Consider the following 18,084-nt stretch of genomic DNA (forward strand, 5'->3'; position numbering starts at 1 on the left):
TTGCGCGTCCCCGCGCGCGGCGGGGACGCATCATTCACGCGGCGCTGGGGGTGAAACGCAGCACTTGATGCTGGGCGAGCCCCTCGGCCACAGCCGCCTCGGTGGGGAATTGCCCTTTGGCGAAGCGGTCCGGGCGGAAGCGATGCGGATCGGTGATCGTGGCGCGTGCGGTCGCGATTTCGGCGGCAAGGCGGCCCATCCCCGGCCCGTGGCTGACGCCCGATTCATTATCGCCGCCCGCCACCGTCACGCGGGACGTGCCGGGGACGCGGCCAACGATCAGATTGTTATCGGGCGTATAGCAGGCAATGCCCTGCACCCATTGTTCGACCCCCGCGCCGCGCAGGGGCGGGAAATAGCCCTCGAGCACGTCGTGCTGGTTTTCCTTCAGGATCTCAAGCAGTTCGGGGAAGCTTTGGCGCCCCTGCGGCGCGGCTGTGCCCTCGCCCTGCAATTGATACCATGGGCGATAGCCAACGCCCGTGCCCCACAGCACCGCGCCAAAACATTCGCGCAGCCACAGGCGCAGCTCGCGGCATTGGATGGTGGGCGAGACGGCAGGCAGGCCGCGTCCCTCGGTGCGGATACGGGTGGCCACGACGCGCAACAGCGGCATCGCATAGCCGAACGCGGCCAGCAACGCATTGTTCCATGCCCCGCCCGCCAGCACGACCTGATCGACATGCAGGCTGCCCTGATCCAGCGTCAGGGTGACGCCGCTGGCATCCTCGGCCATGGCGGTGACGCGGCGGGGCAGGAAATCCACGCCCTCGTCCTGCACCAATTGCCCCAGCAGGGTGATGGCGCGGTCGGTTTCCAACTGGATGCCATGCGGATTGAACGCGCCCGAATACAGCCGCGCGCCATCGACAAGGCCGGCGGTCATTTCCGCGATCTGGGCGGGGGTGACGCCGCGCATCTCGGGCGGGGCATGGGGCGATTCAAGGACGGGGCGGATATGGCGGTCGTGCCCCTCGGGCGTCAGGGACAGCATCAGCGTGCCGCGATTGCGGTAGCCGATATCCTGTCCGCGTCCCTCGGCCACGGCGGATAAAGCGCGATAGAAATCAAGGCCGTATTGCTGCAGGCGCAGCCCCTCGGCCCCCATATCGACCATGCCCGCCGACCAATGCGAGACGAAACCCGCCCCCGCGCTGGTGGTCGAGCCGCCCGGCCCCATCGGGTCGATTAGCGTGACTTGCTGCACGCCCATGCGGCGCAGGTGAAAGGCGGTGGCGCAGCCGACGATGCCCGCGCCAACCACCGCGATATGTTGCGCTGCCGCCGTGTGCTGGATGCCGAGGCTGTCAAACCCCGTCATTGCGCCACCTGCATATCGGCAAGGTTCGGGATATTTTCGGGATGGACGGGCAGGCTCAACCCCTCGCGCATCGCATAGCTGAGCACTTGGCTATGCACCGGCAGCACGATGAATTCATCTTTCAGCGTCTGCCAGATACCGGTCATAGCGGCGCTGCGGGCGTCGATATCCACCTCGCTCGCCAAGGCCTCGATCCGTGCATCAAGTGCGGGATCAGCAAGGCGCGAGCCGTTGTAGGCACCGTAAGCACCTGTTTTGCTGTGATAAAGCACATCAAACAGATAGGCAGAATCGAATGTGGGCACGCCCGCGCCCAGCAGGAAAAAGTCGCTTTGATCGCCGATCACCTTGGGCGAGACGATCGCCATCGACGCGCCCGCCACCGTCACATCAATGCCGATCTGACCCAGCATTCCGGCCGTGGCGATACAGATCGCCTCGTCGTTCAGATAGCGGTCATTCGGGCAATCGAGCTGAACGGAAAAGCCATCCGGATAGCCCGCCTCGGCCAGCAGGGCGGTGGCGCCTGCGATATCGGGGGCGGCATAGGCATCGAGTTCCGGCGTCCAGCCGTCGACAAAGGGCGGCACCGCAACGCCTGCGGGCACCGACTGACCGCGCATCACGACGCGGTGGATCGCATCGCGGTTAAAGGCCAGCGCAATCGCTTCGCGCACGCGCGCATCGGCAAAGGGGTTGCCGTCCACATTGCTGGACATCAGGCTGTCGGACGAGACATCATAGCCGAAATAGATGATGCGGTTTTCCGGCCCGTCGACCAGATTGATGCCTGCGGTTTCGCGCAAACGCTCGACATCCTGCACCGGCACATCCTGCACGAAATCCGCCTCGCCCGACAGCAGCGCGGCCAGACGGGTCGAGGGGTCGGAAATGACGCGGAAGGTGATGTCGTCGACGGCTGGGATCTGGCCCGACCAATGTGCATCATAGGCGGTCAGGTGGCTGGCGACATCCACCTCGCGGCTGTGCAATTGATAGCGGCCCGTGCCGTTTTCATGGGTTGTCGCGTAATTCACATCGGTGCTGCCGGCGGCCTGCGGGGTCAGGCTGTCATTGGCGGCGGCCCAATCCGCGCTCATGATCATGATCGGGGTCAGGTTGGTCGGGAAAATCGGCGAGACGCCGACAAGGCGCATATTCACAGTATAATCATCTGGGGCGGTAATCTCGGCCACCGACGACAGGTAAGAGCGGAAACCCGACCCCTCGTCCTGCGCGCGTTGCAGGGAAAAGACCACATCAGCGGCGGTCAGGGGCGTGCCATCGTGAAAGGTCACCCCCTCGCGGATTTTGAACTGCCAGACCGCGGGATCATCGGGCAGCATCTGCCAGTCGGTCGCAAGGCGCGGCAGCAGGCTGCCGTCATTGGCACGCTCGACCAGCGGCTCATACAGGTGTTTCAGCAAGGTGATCGTGACGCCTTCGTTGCGCGAATGCACATCCAGCGACGCCGCATCAAGCGAGCGCACCCAGGTCACGCTTTCAGCGCTGGCCACAGATGCCATCGCCATCATCGCAACCGTGCCCAGCATCAATGCGGCCCGCCGCGGGCGCAGGGTCAACGATTTCGGCAAAGCGGGGCGGATGGTCATCATTCTCTCCGATCAGGGGTGGCATTGGCGCGCACCAAAGACGGAAGGTTGATGAAGTTTACACAAACGTCAAGCAAGCCATGCCCCGCGCCGCATATTTTCTGCTAGGGTGCGTCCATCGCCCCTGATGAGAGTCGCCGCGCCCATGCAATACCTTGCTTGTCCCGCCTGCCACACCCGCGTCTTCCCCCATAATACCGAATGCACCTGCGGCGCCGCGCTGACCTTTGATCCCGAACAGGGGATATTCGTCGCCGACGGTTTGTTTTGCGCGCGTCGGGCCGAGATCGACTGCAACTGGATCGCCGAGGATGGTGGCCTGTGTCGCGCCTGTGCCATGACCCGTGCGATCCCCGATTTGTCGGTGCCGGAAAACATCGTGCTGCTGACCGAAAGCGAGCGGGCCAAGCGCTGGATGCTGATCAATCTGGCCCGCTGGGGTTGGTTCACCGCCGCAGATACCGGGCCGCGCCCTATTTTCGACATGCTGTCGGAAATGCTGGCTGTGGGCGCGACGCAGGTGACGATGGGCCATGCGAATGGCGTCATCACGATCAATGTCATGGAAGCCGACCCCACCACCCGGGTCGAGCGGCAGCATCAACTGGGCGAGCTCTATCGGTCGATGCTGGGCCATATGCGCCACGAGATGGCGCATTTCCTGTTCGCGCGTCTGGCCGCCCTGCCCGGCTTTTTGGACGCCTTCCGCGCGCTGTTTGGGGATGAACGCGCCGATTATGCCGCCGCGATCGCCGCCCATTACGAGGCGCCCAAGGACCCCGGTGCGGATTATATTTCCGCCTATGCCACGATGCACCCGCATGAGGACTGGGCCGAAAGCGCGGCGCATGTGCTGCATCTGACCGATCTGACGGATAGTTTCATGGCCGTCCGCCTCAGCGGCCCGCAGATCCCTGCCCCGGGCTATGACGCCTATGCCGAGCATGATGGCGAGGCCTTGCTGACCGCCGCGGCGCAGGTCGCCATTGCGGTGAACGAGATCAACCGAGCGCTGGACAACCCCGATGTCTATCCCTTTATCCTGACGCCCAGGACGCGCGAAAAGCTGGCTTTTGTGCATCATTACCTGTCGCAGGGCGCGCGCATGGCCTAAGGTCGGAGGAATAGGCGCCAGGGGATTTTGCCATTTTCAGACAAATTTGAATTTTCTGGTATAAATTCAAACTGAAAATGGGTATTCATACGCAACTGCCGTGAATATCGGCGTTTTCATACACCCCTGATCGTTTTCATACATCGCGCATGCCCCGCTCTAAAACACCGGCTGATCAAAAACAGGCCCATCAAAAACTGACTGGTCAGGCGGCGCTGGTCAGCCTGCTGGGGCTGCGCGTGCCTGCGCCACATGTGACCAGCACCACCGGCCCCGGGCGGCGGCAGACCACATGGCAAGATGGGCGGCTGCACGAGCATTACATCGCCTCCTACGATCCGGGCACAGAGGTCTTTGACCACCTGCGGTTTGCCTTGAAATACGAGGCGCTGGATATGGGCGTGATGGCTGCGGCCATGCGGGCGATGGACCCGATCGCATTGGCGGATTGGGTCCGCGGGTCGCCCAGCGGGCAATACACCCGCCGCGCGTGGTTTTTTTACGAACGCCTGACAGGGCAGTTGCTGGATCTGCCGGATGTGGCGGTTGCCTCTTATATCCCTGCGCTGCGCCCCGATCTGCATATCACCGGCGCGCCCACCAGATCAGCCCGCCATAAGGTCGAGGATAACCTGCTGGGCCATGGTGATTTTTGCCTGACAGTGCGGCGCACCCCCCTGATCGAAGGGTATATCGCACAGGATCTGGGCCGGTTGGGACGTGATGTGCTGAACGCCTGTCCGCCCGATCTGCTGGCGCGGGCGGTGAACTATCTTTACACGAAAGAGACGAAAACATCCTTTGCCATCGAGCACGAAGTGCCAAGCGTGGCCAAGGCGGATCGTTTTGTTGCCAGTCTGAAAATGGCGGACCGCTTTAGCCTGGATGATCCAAATGCGCTGATTGCGCTGCAAAATCAGATTGTTGATCCGCGCTATCGTGCGGAATCTTTGCGCGATTTCCAGAATTTCGTCGGCGAGACGGTCGGTTTTGACTATACCGAGCAGGTGCATTTCATCTGCCCCCGCCCCGCAGATCTGCCCGATCTGATGGCCGACTGGCGCGCCTTTAGCGCCCGCGTGATCGCCGAGGTTGATCCGGTGATCGCCGCCGCGCTATCGGCCTTTACCTTTGTCTTTTTGCACCCGTTCGAGGATGGCAACGGGCGCATCCACCGCTTTTTGATCCACAAAATCCTGTCGGATCGGGGCTTTACGCCGCCGGGGATGTTGTTTCCGGTCTCGGCCGCGATCCTGCGCGACCGTCACGGCTATGACCGCTGCCTCGAGGCGTTTTCCGGCGCGATCCAGCCGCTGATCGACTGGCATTGGACGCCTGCGCGCGCGGTTGCGGTGACGAACGAGACCGCCCATCTTTACCGCTATTTCGACGCCACCGCGCAGGTCGAATATCTGTTCGACCGCATCAGCAATACGATCGAGGTCGATCTGCGCCAGGAAATCGCCTTTATCGACCGGTTCGACCGCGCCTATACCGCCGTGCAGGCGCTGATCGACATGCCCGATGCCCGCGCGCGCCAGCTGACCACGCTGATCTTGCAAAACGGCGGCACCCTGTCCAAGGCCAAGCGCGCCTTGTTTGCCGAGATCACCGATGCCGAGATTGCCGCGATCGAGGCGGCAATCTCGTAAACCCACGCTATTTGACGGGGCCGCAGGTCACTTCCAGCGGCGCAAGGCCGTCGAATGTCGCGACCAGTTTGTCGCCGGGCACCACGGGGCCGACGCCATGGGGCGTGCCGGTCAGGATGATATCGCCGGGGAACAGTTCGAAATATTCCGACAGCCGTGCGATGATTTCAGGGATGCGCCAGATCAGCAGCGAGACATCGCTGTCCTGCACCACCTTGCCATTCACCGTCAGACGGATCTGGCCCTTGTCGATCACGCCCGTCTTGGATTTTGGCGTGATCGCCCCGACGGGAAAGGATTCGTCAAAGGATTTCGCGATTTCCCACGGCATACCGCCGCCCTGAATGTCGCGGCGCGTCATATCAAGGCCGACGGCATAGCCCCAGATGTGATCCTGCGCATCCGCCTCGGAAATATGGCGGCCGCCCTTGCCGATGGCCAGCACCAGCTCGACCTCGTGGTGGTAATTCCCGGTTTTGGTGGGATAGGCGATGGTCGCGCCACTGTTCACCACACTATCGGTCGGCTTTTGAAAGAACAGCGGCGGGTCACGATCAGCGGTGCCGCCCATTTCCTCGACATGCGCGACATAGTTGCGGCCGATGCAGTAAATCCGGCGCACTGGAAAGCTTTTGCTGTCGCCGACGACGGGAATGCTGGCCTGTTTGGGTGGGTCTACAACGTAGGAACTCATGCGGTCTCTCCTCCTTCGCGCATGCGGGTCTTCTGCAAGGTTAGCATCTACGATTTTTCCGTAAACGCAAATCATACATTATTTTGTGTTTGACAGAATAAAATGCGTGACACAAGCTAAAGGTGCCCTAACGGAAGAGGAGCCGGCAGGGCACCCATGCGGCCTATGCGCCCATGGTCACAATGGGGGCCGGGATCACTGGCCTGTTGGGAGGGAAATCATGTCTGCATTCCAGCGCTTTAGCGCTGCACTCGTGCTTGCCATGGCAAGCGTTGCGCCGGCCTTGGCCGAGGTCACCGACCTCACGCTGGTCGTGCCGAACCCGTCTGCCATCAACAACTATCCGCTGCATGTCGCCGTGGGTGAGGGGTATTTCGCGGATGAGGGGCTGAATGTGCGGGTCGAGGCGGTCAATGGCTCGGCCTCGGTGCTGCAACTGCTGGCATCGGGTCAGGGGCATATCGGCCAGCCGGGGCCGGGTCCGCTGATGGCGGCGCGGGCGCGCGGCGAAGATATGGTGATGATTTACAACCACTTCGCCAGATCGGTCTTTGGCCTTGTGGTGCCCGAAGACTCGCCGGCGCAAACGCCTGCTGATCTGAAAGGCGTGGTGATTGGCGTCGGCACGGCGGATGGGGCCGAGGTTGCATTCACACGCGGCATCATGACGGATCTGGGGCTGGTCGAGGGGCAGGATTACGAATTTCTGGCCATCGGCGATGGTGGCACCGCGGTTGCGGCTTTCCTCAATAATGAGGTCGGCGCCTATGCGGCGGCGGTCGCGGATGCGGCGATCATCTCGGCCCGCGGCATCCCGCTGCGCGAGATCACGCCCGAGCCTTACCTTGAATATTTCGGCAATGGCTGGGCGGTGTCGCGCGCATTCCTGACCGCGAATCCGACCACGCTGGAAGGGTTCGGACGCGCGCTGGTGCGCGGCACGCAGTTCGGCCTCGATCCTGCGAACCGCGCGGCGGTGCTGCGCCATGTCGCCACTGGCAATCCACAAGAAAGCGAAGATCAGGTCTTTGCGGGTGCGCTGCTGGATGCCATCCAAAGCCGCACCATCCCCGTCAGCGCGGATAGCCCACATGGCTATTTCCCACCCGCCGCCTGGCAGCTTTGGCATGACAGCCTGGTCGGCAGTGGCGATCTGGCCGAACCCGTCGCTGATCTGACCGCCGCCTATACCAACCAGTTCGTCGAACAGTGGAACGCGGGCCAGTAGGATGATGCAACACGCGCCCCTACAGGCCTCATCCCCGCACGCAGCGCCGCCCCGTCCGGTCTATCAACTGCGCGGTGTGTCGAAATCCTTTGGCAACGGACGGGTCATCGCGCTTGATCCGGTTGATCTGGATCTGCGGCAAGGCACGTTTTCGGCGGTGATCGGCCCGTCGGGGTGCGGCAAGTCAACGCTGCTGAAAATCATGGCGGGGTGACGCCGCCCTCCAGCGGCAGCGTGATGCTGGCGGGGGCCCCCGTCATGGGCCCCCGCCGCGAAATCGGCATGATGTATCAACAGGCGACACTGTTTCCGTGGCTGACCACGCTGGACAATGTGCTGTTGCCGATCCTGATCCGTGACGGTCGCGCAGCGGCCAAGGCCAAGCGTGCCGACGCGCTGGCCCTGCTAGAGCTGGTGGGCCTTCGGGGGTTCGACGGTGCCTATCCGCGCGCTTTGTCGGGGGGGATGGCGCAGCGCGCCTCGATCTGCCGGATGCTGATTACCGAACCCGATGTGCTGCTGTTGGACGAGCCGTTTTCCGCGCTGGACGAGCTTGCGCGTGATTTCATGAACATCGAGCTGCAGCGCATCTGCATGTCGCGCGGGGCAACATCCTTTCTGATCACCCATTCGATCCCCGAGGCCGTGCTGCTGTCCGATACCGTCTATATCATGACCGCGCGCCCCGGCCGCTTTGTCGAGGAAGTGCCCATTGATCTGCCCCGCCCGCGCACATTGGATATGATGGTGTGGCCCGCGTTCGGGGAATACGTCCGTTATATTCGCAACCGGCTGGACGGGGGGGCCATCACACAATGAAACCGACCGATACGCTGACCCTTGGCCGCCCGATAGAGGTCGAGGATGCGACATTCACCGACACCGTCTGGGCCGAGCATACCGCCTGGATCGACCGCATCCCGCGCAGCCTTGCGATGATCGCGCTGCTGCTGGTGGTGCTACTGATCTGGGGAGCCGTGCATCATTTCCAGATCGTCTCGCGCATTATTTTGCCGTCTCCGCAAGAGGTTGGCCGCGACATCCTGTTCGTCGGGCAAAATCTGGTGACCGGCGGCTATATGCTGCCCGCGCTATGGATGACGACGCAGGAAATCCTGTGGGGGTTCTTTTTCGCGATCCTGATCGGCTTTTCGCTGGGTGTGCTGGTGGGCGAGACCACCTTTGGCGAGCGCGCCGTGCTGCCCTATCTGGTGGCGATTGATACGATGCCAAAGGTCGCCTTTGCGCCGCTGTTTCTGGCGTGGCTGGGCTTTGGCATCTCGTCCAAAGTGGCGCTTGCCGCCTTTATCGCGACCTTTCCGATTGTTGTCGGCACGGCGGCAGGCCTCCATGCAGCGGATGAAAACGCGCGCATGATGTTCCGCAGCCTTGGCGCCTCGCGCTGGCAGACATTGGTGCGGATGAAGATCCCCGCCGGGCTGCCCCATATCTTTACCGGCCTGAAAATCGGCGCGGTGGGTGTGATGGCGGGGGCGATCACCGCCGAATTTCTGGGCGGCGGCAAGGGCTTTGGCGAATTGATCCGCGTTGCGGCCAGTCAATTGCAGACGCCACGGGTGTTTTCGCTGATCCTTTACCTCAGCGTCCTTGGCTTTGCGTTGTTTTGGTCGGTGGTGCTGCTGGAACGGCGGCTGGTGTTCTGGCATCGCGCCTCGGTTACTGGTATCGACGACCGACGCTAAAACCTGCCCGATGAAAGGCCCCTGATGACGACCCGCATATTGCCAAAGCGTAAGGCCGAAAAGGAAACCGCCGCGACGACGGTTTACCATGCGCTGAAACGCGACATCGTGCGGGGCGCGTTAGAGCCGGGACATAAACTGCTGATCGACCAGATCGCCGAGCGCTATGCCGCAGGCACCAACCCCGTGCGCGAGGCGCTGAACCGCCTGTCGTCCGAGCGGCTGGTCGACCGCGAGGATCAGCGCGGTTTCTTTGTCCCGCCCATTTCGATCGAGGATTTCCGCGATATCGTCCAAACCCGCTGTTGGGTCGAGGGCAAGGCGTTAGAGGAATCCATCCGCAACCGAACAGAGGCGTGGGAAGATGCGATCATTCTGGCCAACCACCGCCTGAACAACACGCCGATCCACTTTTACGCCCATACCGAACCGGGGATGCCACCGCCCGACAACAGCCTGTGGGAAGAGCGGCACCGCATCTATCACCGCGCGCTGATTGCCAATTGCGGCTCGGCGCATTTGCTGCGGTTCTCGGATGAGCTGATGCTGTTGGGCGAGCGTTATCGCTTTATTTCCATGGTGAACACCTATCCCCGCCGCAAAAGCAACGAAGAGCATCAGGCGATTGTCGATGCGACTTTGGCGGGGGATGTGGAAACCGCGGTGGCCGAACTGCAGGGTCAATATCTGCTGACCTTGCAGATCTATGAAGAGATCATGCAGCCAAAATCGACCGTTTTGCCGTAACGCTTGCAGGCAAATGCCCTGACATTACACCGCCGGCCTGCGATTTTGGGCCAATAACCCGTCTGTTCACCGTCCAAAACATACGTTTTTTCACCCGTGGAACCTTTTGAGCCATAGGATCGTTAGGTCATATGCCTTTGCCCCGGTGCGGGCACGGCCCTATCATAAAAACAACAACATAAGGACGAGGGTTTGCCAGATAACAATCGTGGCCCGATTGAGCCCCAAACGCCCGATGACGCGGTTCCCGCACCCGAAGGCGCCACAGAAATCATCGAGACCGATTACGAAATTGGCCAAGACAATATCAACTACCGGCGGCGTTTCGTCTTCGAACTTGATATCCACAATATCGTCTTCAGCGTATCCGCATTGGGCATCGTCGCCTTTACGCTTGCAACGCTGATGTTCCAGACCGCGCTGGGGCCTGTCTTTGGCGGCTTGCGCGATTTTTTGACGAACAATCTCGACTGGTTCTTTATCATCGCGGGCAATGTGTTCGTGCTGGTCTGCATCGGGCTGATCGTGACGCCCCTTGGCCGTGTGCGCCTGGGCGGGCCGGATGCGACGCCGGATTACAATTACCTGTCGTGGTTTTCGATGCTGTTTGCCGCAGGCATGGGCATTGGCCTGATGTTCTATGGCGTGTCCGAGCCGATGGGCAATTTCACCGCCGCCTTTGCAGGGCCGGAATTCGGGCCCGATGGCGCGCGCACCGATTGGGCGCCGCTGAACGGCTTTGCCGGGGATGAGGAAGGCGCCCGCCGTCTGGCGATGGCCGCAACGATCTTTCACTGGTCGCTGCACCCTTGGTCGATTTACGCCGTCGTCGCGCTATCGCTGGCGCTGTTCGCCTATAACAAAGGCCTGCCGCTGACCCTGCGGTCGGTGTTCTACCCGATCTTTGGCGAGCGTGTCTGGGGCTGGCCGGGGCATATCATTGATATCCTGGCGGTATTTGCGACGATGTTCGGCCTTGCGACATCGCTGGGCATCGGCGCGCAGCAAGCCAGCGCAGGGCTGGAGTTCCTGTTTGGCTGGACCAGCAGCATTGGATCGATGGTGGTGCTGATCATCATCATCACCGCGATTGCGACCGCCTCTGTCGTCTCGGGCATGGACAAGGGGATCAAGCTGCTCTCCGAAGTGAACATGGCCCTTGCCCTGCTGCTGCTGCTGTTCGTCGTGGCGGTCGGGCCGACGATGCAGATCCTCAGCGGGTTTTTCAAAAACCTGCTGGCCTATGTGGAATATCTGCCGGCGCTGTCGAACCCGTTTGGCCGCACGGATGACAACTTCCGCCACGGCTGGACGGCGTTCTATTGGGCGTGGTGGATCAGCTGGTCGCCCTTTGTCGGCATGTTCATCGCCCGCGTCAGCCGCGGACGCAGCGTGCGCGAATTCCTGATCGCGGTGCTGCTGATCCCGTCGCTGGTCTCGACAATCTGGATGACGGCCTTGGGCGGCACGGCGATCAGCCAGGTGATCCATCAGGGCTATACCACCGTGCAAACCGCCGCGCTGGAGTTGCAACTCTTCGAGATGCTGGGCCATCTGCCATTGACGGCGATCTCGTCCTTTGTCGGCATTATCCTGGTGGTGGTGTTCTTTATCACCTCGTCGGATTCAGGATCGCTGGTGATCGACACGATCAGCGCGGGCGGCAAGGTGAATGCGCCCGTGCCGCAGCGGGTGTTCTGGGCCACATTCGAGGGGCTGGTCGCGATCGCTTTGCTGCTGGGTGGCGGGCTGACCGCACTTCAGGCAATGGCGGTTTCAACCGGCTTCCCCTTTGCCATCGTGCTGCTGGGCGCCTGTTACGCGCTGGTCAAAGGCCTGATGGCCGAGCCGCGCAGCTAATCACCACCGGCCCCAAGGGGCCGGTGCAGACCCGCGCGAAATCTGTGCAATACCTGCGGATTGCGTTGCCTTTTCACCCCCGCGCTGCGATTATTTTCAAAGCTTTAGGGGAATTTGCCATGCTGCCGTTCGATCATGGGGTCATCAATACTTTGGGCGAGATGGATCAGGCCGCAGCGCGGTACACAAGCCTTGGCTTTGCGCTGACGCCGCGCGGTTATCATACGCTGGGTTCGATCAACCATCTGGCCGTATTTGGCGACACCTATCTTGAGCTTTTGGGATATGCGCCGGGCGAGCGCAGCAAACGCGCCGAGCTGTGGGTACATCCGCCGGGTCTGAGCGGTCTTGCCCTGCGCCCAGATGACGCGGCCGCGCTCCATACGCAGATGGTGGCGCGCGGGCTTGCGGTCGAGCCGCTGAAGGATTTCTCGCGTCCGGTCGAGGTTGATGGCGCCACATGTGATGCGGCCTTTCGTACCTTTCAACTGGATCGTGGTCTGATCGCAAATGGCCGGTTCTTTTTTTGTCAGCACAAGACGCCTGAACTGATCTGGCGCGCGGCGGATCAGCAGCATCCAAACGGCGCGCAAAATATCCGCGCGGCCTATATTGCCGCCAATAATCCGCAGGTGGTGCTTGACCTGCTTGCGCAAACGCCCGGCCTGTCGCGCGCCGGCAACCAGATCAAGACGGCGCAAACCACATTGATCATCGATACGCCCAAAGCGCTGGCACTATTGCTTGGGGGCGACCGGCCCGATCTTTTGCCCGATCTTTTAACAGAACCGATGCGCATGGTTGCGCTGGACATCACCTGCACAGCATTGGATCAGGTCGCGCAGGTGCTGGAAACAGCCGCGCTGCCCTATACGCGCGCCGATGATGCAATCAGCCTGACGCCCGAGGTCGCGCTGGGGCTGTTCTTGCGGTTCGTGCCCGCCTAATCCGCCCAATCGGCAAGGTTGTAATCCTGCACCAAATGCCCCTCGGCGATCTGGCGGTATGCCATGGGGGGACGTGCCTCGCCCAATTTTACGATGGGACTGCGAATTTCCCGCAGCGGCACCGGCCCGCGGGCGCGACCGCGTGCGGGGTCCGGCAGGGGCACGGCAGACAACAGGCGTTTCGTATAGGGATGCTGGGGGGTCTGAAATATCGCGGCGCGCGGGCCGATCTCGACGATCTGGCCCAGATACATCACGGCAACGCGGTGCGCGATACGCTCGACCACGGCCATGTCATGACTGATGAAAAGGTAAGACAGGCCCAACTGCACCTGCAGATCCATCATCAGGTTCAGCACTTGCGTTTTAACCGCCACATCCAGCGCAGAGACGGCCTCATCCGCGACGATCACCTGCGGGCGCAGCGCCAAAGCACGGGCGATCGCAATCCGCTGCCGTTGCCCCCCCGAGAATTCATGCGGATATCGCGCAGCCATCGCAGCGCTGAGCCCGACCTGATCCAGTAAAACACGCGCCTGCGCCAAGGCCGCTGCGGCGGCCATACCATGGATCACCAGCGGCGCCGCGATACTGTCCCCGACTGTCAAACGCGGATTGAGGCTGGCGAACGGGTCTTGAAACACCATCTGCACCTGTTGGTGCAACGGCGCATCCCCCGCCAGACGCACATGCCCCGACGAGGGCAAGTTCAGGCCCATGATACTGCGGCCCAAGGTGGATTTCCCGCAGCCGCTTTCGCCCACAAGGGCAAGTGTCTCGCCCGCGCCAAGGGTCAGGCTGACATCCTCGACCGCGTGGACACGAGCGGTGACGCGTTTGAAAATGCCGCTGCGCAGATCGAAACGGGTGACCAGATTCTGGACCTGCAGTGCCATGGCATCGCGGCGTGTATCGGGCAGCGCAGCCGCCGCGCGGGTGGTGCCGGTTTCCAAATCGACATGTGGGAAAAGCTGCGGCAAAGCCACGCCATTCATGGACCCCAGACGCGGCACGGCCGCCAGCAAACCCCGTGTATAAGCTGCGCGCGGCGCGGCGAAAAGCGCCGCCGTCTCGCCCTCTTCCACAACCCGCCCCTTGTGCATGACCAAGGTGCGATCCGCGATTTCGGCCACCACTCCCATATCATGGGTGATGAACAGGATCGCGGTGCCTTCCTCTTGTTGCAGCCGGTGCATGAGATCAAGGATCTGCGCCTGCACCGTCACATCCAACGCCGTTGTCGGCTCGTCCGCGATCAGCAGACGCGGATTGCAGGCCATCGCCATGGCAATCATCACCCGCTGGCGCATACCGCCCGACAGACGATGGGGATATTCGGACAGACGCTGGCGCGCAGCGGGGATACGCACCCTTTCCAGCAGCGCCTCGGCCTCGGCCAATGCCGCCCGGCCCCGCAAGCCGCGATGGCGGCGCAGCGCCTCGGCCAATTGATAGCCGATGGTCAGGACGGGGTTCAGCGAGGTCATCGGCTCTTGAAAGATCATGCCGATCTCATTGCCGCGCAACTGCTGCAAGGCGGGCTCGTCCATCTGCAACAGATCGCGGCCTTGGAACATCGCCTGCCCCGAAATACGGGCTGTGCGCGGGTCCAAAAGGCCCATCAGCGCCATAGAGGTGACGCTTTTACCCGAACCCGATTCGCCGACAATGGCCAAAGTCTCGCCCGCCGCCATGTCGAACGAGACATTCTGCACCGCCGCACCCGCGCCGGCAAAGGATACCGAAAGATCGCGCACTGAAAGCAGGGTCATACTGTTGCCTCGCCTTTACGCAGGCGATTTTTCGGGTCCAGCAGATCGCGCAGCCCATCACCCAACATGTTAAAGCCAAGGCAGGCCAGCATGATCGTCAGCCCTGCGGCAAAGCAAAGCCACGGCGTCTGCGCCAAAAATCGCGTGCCATACGATAGCGTCCCACCCCATGTCGGCGCGGGCGGGCGCAAACCAAATCCCAAAAAGGACAGCGCGCTTTCCGTGATGATCGCTGTACCAAGGCCGAGCGTGGCCAGAATGATGATCGGCCCCAGCGCATTGGGCAAAATTTCGCGAAAGATGATGCGGATATGCGAGGCGCCCGTGGTGCGTGCCGCCTCGACATAGGGGCGGCTGCGTAGACTAAGCGTGGCGGCGCGAATGACGCGGGCATATTCTGTCCAAAACACCATGACCATCGCGACGATCAGATTGACCGTCCCCGGCCCGATGATCGCAACAATCGCCATCGCCAGGATCAGCGCGGGAAAGCCCAGAAAAATATCGGTGATCCGCATCAGCACCATATCGACCCAGCCTCCGAAATAGCCGGCGAGCAGCCCCACGACGGTGCCAATGACCACGGCGATCGTCACGGCGACGATCGAGACCCCCAGCGACAGACGCGCCCCATAGGCAAGGCGCGTCCATAGATCGCGGCCAAAATTGTCGGTGCCCAGCCAATGCGCGCCGCTGGGGCCTTGCAGCCGGTTCGCCATATCCATCTGCTCGACCCCATGTGTGGCAAGCAGCGGGGCAAAGATGGCAATCAGGCACAGGGCGGCGGTGATAATCGCACCGATCAGCAGCGACGGGTTGTGACGGATGAAATGCATCGCCTACTCCAACGTGATACGCGGATCGACCAAGCCATAGAGCAGATCGACAATCAGATTGACCACCGCGAACATCAGGCCAAAGGTCAGCAACAACCCAAGGATCAGCGGCAGATCACGCTGCGAGACGGCACTGATCGCAAGCTGTCCCAGGCCCGGCCAGCCAAAAATCTGTTCGGTCAGCACCGCCCCCGCCAGCAGCACACCAAATCGCAATCCAATCACCGAGATGATCGGCAGCATCGCATTGGACAGCACATGCACCACCATGACGCGCGGACGGGACAGGCCCTTGGCCCGCGCGGTGCGGACGAAATCCTCGCGGATCACCTCGAGGACAGAGGCACGAACAAGCCGCGCAATGATCGCCGCCTGCCCGACGCCCAGCGATAGCGCAGGCAGCAGCAGATGGCGCAGGGCCGTGCCAAGCGGCGCCGGATCGCCCGTCACGGCCTGCCCCAGCGCTGGAACCAGCGCGGGGCCGCGGCTGATCGCAGGCAGCCAGCCCAGCGTGACCGAGAAATAATAGACCAGCATGATCCCCAGCCAAAAGACCGGCATCGAAATGCCCAGCTGCGCGATCAGCATCACGCCCAGATCGATGGCCGAGCCGCGCCACAGCGCTGCAACCACCCCCAGCACCAGCCCCAACACCACCGCAATCAGCATCGCACAGACAGCCAGTTCAACCGTCGCGGGCAAGCGTTCCAAAATTATAGTCGTAACCGGGCGGCGCTGGAAAATCGACAGCCCCAAATCGCCCTGCGCCACCCCCCATAGATACTGGCCAAGCCGTTGAAGCCACGGCAAATCCAGGCCAAGGCTGTCACGCATCAAGGCGATCTGTTCGGGGGGCGCAGCCTCGCCCAGCAAGACGGTGACCGGATCACCCGGAAAGAACAGCATCAGGCAAAAGGCCGCAATCGCCATGCCAAAGACAAGCGGCACCAGGATCAACACCCGTCGGATTGCATAGGCCAGCATCTGTTCCCCTTTGTTTTCCCCCGCAGGCCATCCTGCGGGGGGCCGTATTTACTGCGCGGGCGCCGCCAGATCGGTCAGGAAGCCGCGCGGATCGGGCGCAAAGCCTGCCAGCTTGTCGGACACAAAGGTATGAAGCTGCATATGCGAGATAACATAATACGGCACTTCAGCGGAAATCACCGCGGCGGCGGCGCGATAGGCAGAGGCGCGTTCCTCGACCGTGGTCGCGGCGCGGCCCGCATCAAGCGCGGCGTCGACCTCGGGATTGGCATAGCTGCCCCAGTTAAAGTTGCCGCCACTGCGGAGCTGACCGAACATCGCGCGGTCGGGGTCGACCAGATTACCCCAGCTGAGGAAGGATATCTGATAGGTCTTGCCCTGATTGCCCTGCATGAACGTCGGATAATCAACGATCACGGCCTCGGTGCGGATACCTGCGCCGGTAAAGACATTCTGCAGATACTCGACCGACTGGATCCGCTCGGCATCCTCGCTATTGGTGCCGATGCTGAGTGCCAGTTCCTGCCCGTCTTTCACGCGTATACCTGCGGGTCCCATGACCCACCCCAGCGCATCCAGCTCGGCCATGGCGGCCTGCATATCAAAGCCGGGCTGCGCAATGCTGTCATCCACAACCCACGGAAAGGCGGGCATCAGGATCGAGGACGCCGGCAGGTCGAGGCCGCCAAAAATCTGATCGACGATGGTCGGCTGGTCGATCAGCTTTGCCAGCGCCGCGCGCAACGCCGGATCGGACAGCAGCGCATCGCCGGTGTTGAAGTTCACATAGGTAAAGGCCACAGCGGGCGTGATGGTGTGATCAAAGCGGCCCATACCGTCCAGCATCTGCGTTTCCGCCGGGGGCAAGGGGGTCATGATCAGATCCACATCGCCCGCCGCCAGCGCCTGTGCCCGCGCGGTGCCGTTGCCCACGATCACCACTTCGATGTTCTGCACGGCAGGCCGACCGCCCCAATAGTCGGGGTTTGCGGTCAGATTGATCTGGCTGCCCCGCGTCCAGGCCTCGAGTTTGAAGGGACCCGTGCCGACGGGCGTGGTGCCAAAATCGGCATTCCCCTCGGCCAGGGCCTGCGGCACGATGCCAAGGTCCAGATACGAGAACAGCGGCGCATAGGGCTCGGCCAGTTTGAATTCGACCGTCAGGGGATCAATGGCGGTCACCGCCGCGATAGGCGTATAAAGCGAGCGGTTGCGCGCGTTCAGTGCCGGGTCCAGCATCGTCGTATAGGTATAGACCACATCTTCTGCGCTCAGGACCGATCCATCGTGAAAGGTTACCCCTTCGCGCAGATGGAAAATCAGCGTGGTCGCATCGGGTTGCTCCCAACTGGTGGCCAGCGCGGGTTGCGGCAGCAGGTCGCGATCCAAACGCACCAGCCCATCATAAAGCAGGTCATTGAGGCGGTAGCTGGTGGTTTCCGCCGCCAGACGCGCATCCAGCGACAGCGAGTCGATATCAAAGCCCAGCCGCACTGTGTCGGGTGGGCTGGCCAATTCGGCCTGCGCCATTGCGGCCATCATGGCCAGCGTCGCGATAGAGCCTGCCAGCAGCGGGCGGCGTGCAAGTTTAAACGTCACGTCATTAACTCCCT

General features: G+C 62.0%; 14 protein-coding genes and 1 pseudogene. 8 read left to right on the forward strand and 7 right to left on the reverse strand.

Going from position 1 to position 18,084, the window contains the following annotated elements:
* Positions 1–34 precede the first annotated feature (34 nt).
* Both KVU_RS14515 and KVU_RS14520 read right to left on the reverse strand, forming a co-directional pair.
* Complete coding sequence (locus KVU_RS14515) at positions 35–1,321, reverse strand: NAD(P)/FAD-dependent oxidoreductase (protein ID WP_014538260.1); 1,287 nt, start codon at positions 1,319–1,321, stop codon at positions 35–37.
* Positions 1,318–2,934, reverse strand: coding sequence for an ABC transporter substrate-binding protein (locus KVU_RS14520; protein ID WP_014538261.1), 1,617 nt, complete (start codon positions 2,932–2,934; stop codon positions 1,318–1,320). Before KVU_RS14520 ends, KVU_RS14515 begins: the two co-directional genes overlap by 4 nt.
* 145 nt (positions 2,935–3,079) lie before the next feature.
* On the opposite strand from KVU_RS14520, the gene KVU_RS14525 reads away from it, so the two are divergent.
* Complete coding sequence (locus tag KVU_RS14525) at positions 3,080–4,048, forward strand: putative zinc-binding metallopeptidase (RefSeq protein WP_049776504.1); 969 nt, start codon at positions 3,080–3,082, stop codon at positions 4,046–4,048.
* 149 nt (positions 4,049–4,197) lie between these two features.
* A complete protein-coding gene (locus tag KVU_RS14530) occupies positions 4,198–5,700 on the forward strand; it encodes a Fic family protein (protein ID WP_013368514.1) in 1,503 nt (500 codons plus the stop codon).
* Positions 5,701–5,707: 7 nt separating this feature from the next.
* Here KVU_RS14530 and KVU_RS14535 read toward each other — a convergent pair whose 3' ends face one another.
* A complete protein-coding gene (locus tag KVU_RS14535) occupies positions 5,708–6,394 on the reverse strand; it encodes a fumarylacetoacetate hydrolase family protein (protein WP_013368515.1) in 687 nt (228 codons plus the stop codon).
* A 220-nt stretch (positions 6,395–6,614) separates the two neighbouring features.
* On the opposite strand from KVU_RS14535, the gene KVU_RS14540 reads away from it, so the two are divergent.
* From KVU_RS14540 to KVU_RS14565, 6 genes and pseudogenes are all read left to right on the forward strand, one after another.
* Entirely contained in the window at positions 6,615–7,622 is a 1,008-nt protein-coding gene (locus tag KVU_RS14540; RefSeq protein WP_013368516.1) for an ABC transporter substrate-binding protein, read from the forward strand.
* A gap of 1 nt (position 7,623) precedes the next feature.
* A pseudogene (locus tag KVU_RS14545) lies at positions 7,624–8,441 on the forward strand (ABC transporter ATP-binding protein).
* Entirely contained in the window at positions 8,438–9,325 is an 888-nt protein-coding gene (locus KVU_RS14550; RefSeq protein WP_013368518.1) for an ABC transporter permease, read from the forward strand. The pseudogene KVU_RS14545 and the gene KVU_RS14550 overlap by 4 nt, the downstream one beginning before the upstream one ends.
* A gap of 24 nt (positions 9,326–9,349) precedes the next feature.
* Positions 9,350–10,072: a GntR family transcriptional regulator gene (locus tag KVU_RS14555; RefSeq protein WP_014538263.1), complete on the forward strand. Its 723-nt coding sequence runs from the start codon at positions 9,350–9,352 to the stop codon at positions 10,070–10,072.
* A 192-nt stretch (positions 10,073–10,264) separates the two neighbouring features.
* Complete coding sequence (locus KVU_RS14560; RefSeq protein ID WP_014538264.1) at positions 10,265–11,932, forward strand: BCCT family transporter; 1,668 nt, start codon at positions 10,265–10,267, stop codon at positions 11,930–11,932.
* 119 nt (positions 11,933–12,051) lie between these two features.
* Positions 12,052–12,879, forward strand: coding sequence for a VOC family protein (locus tag KVU_RS14565; RefSeq protein WP_236953170.1), 828 nt, complete (start codon positions 12,052–12,054; stop codon positions 12,877–12,879).
* Here the strand turns inward: KVU_RS14565 and KVU_RS14570 are convergent.
* The 4 genes from KVU_RS14570 to KVU_RS14585 are packed head-to-tail and all read right to left on the reverse strand — an operon-like array spanning position 12,876 to position 18,070.
* A complete protein-coding gene (locus tag KVU_RS14570) occupies positions 12,876–14,651 on the reverse strand; it encodes an ABC transporter ATP-binding protein (protein ID WP_014538265.1) in 1,776 nt (591 codons plus the stop codon). The genes KVU_RS14565 and KVU_RS14570 overlap by 4 nt on opposite strands.
* The gene (locus tag KVU_RS14575; protein WP_013368523.1) at positions 14,648–15,487 is read right to left on the reverse strand and encodes an ABC transporter permease; all 840 of its coding nucleotides are present in this window, start codon (positions 15,485–15,487) and stop codon (positions 14,648–14,650) included. The genes KVU_RS14570 and KVU_RS14575 overlap by 4 nt, the downstream gene beginning before the upstream one ends.
* A gap of 3 nt (positions 15,488–15,490) precedes the next feature.
* Positions 15,491–16,471: an ABC transporter permease gene (locus tag KVU_RS14580; RefSeq protein ID WP_013368524.1), complete on the reverse strand. Its 981-nt coding sequence runs from the start codon at positions 16,469–16,471 to the stop codon at positions 15,491–15,493.
* A 48-nt stretch (positions 16,472–16,519) separates the two neighbouring features.
* Positions 16,520–18,070, reverse strand: coding sequence for an ABC transporter substrate-binding protein (locus KVU_RS14585; RefSeq protein WP_014538266.1), 1,551 nt, complete (start codon positions 18,068–18,070; stop codon positions 16,520–16,522).
* Positions 18,071–18,084 lie beyond the last annotated feature (14 nt).

The organism is Ketogulonicigenium vulgare WSH-001 (assembly GCF_000223375.1).
Classification (GTDB): domain Bacteria; phylum Pseudomonadota; class Alphaproteobacteria; order Rhodobacterales; family Rhodobacteraceae; genus Ketogulonicigenium; species Ketogulonicigenium vulgare.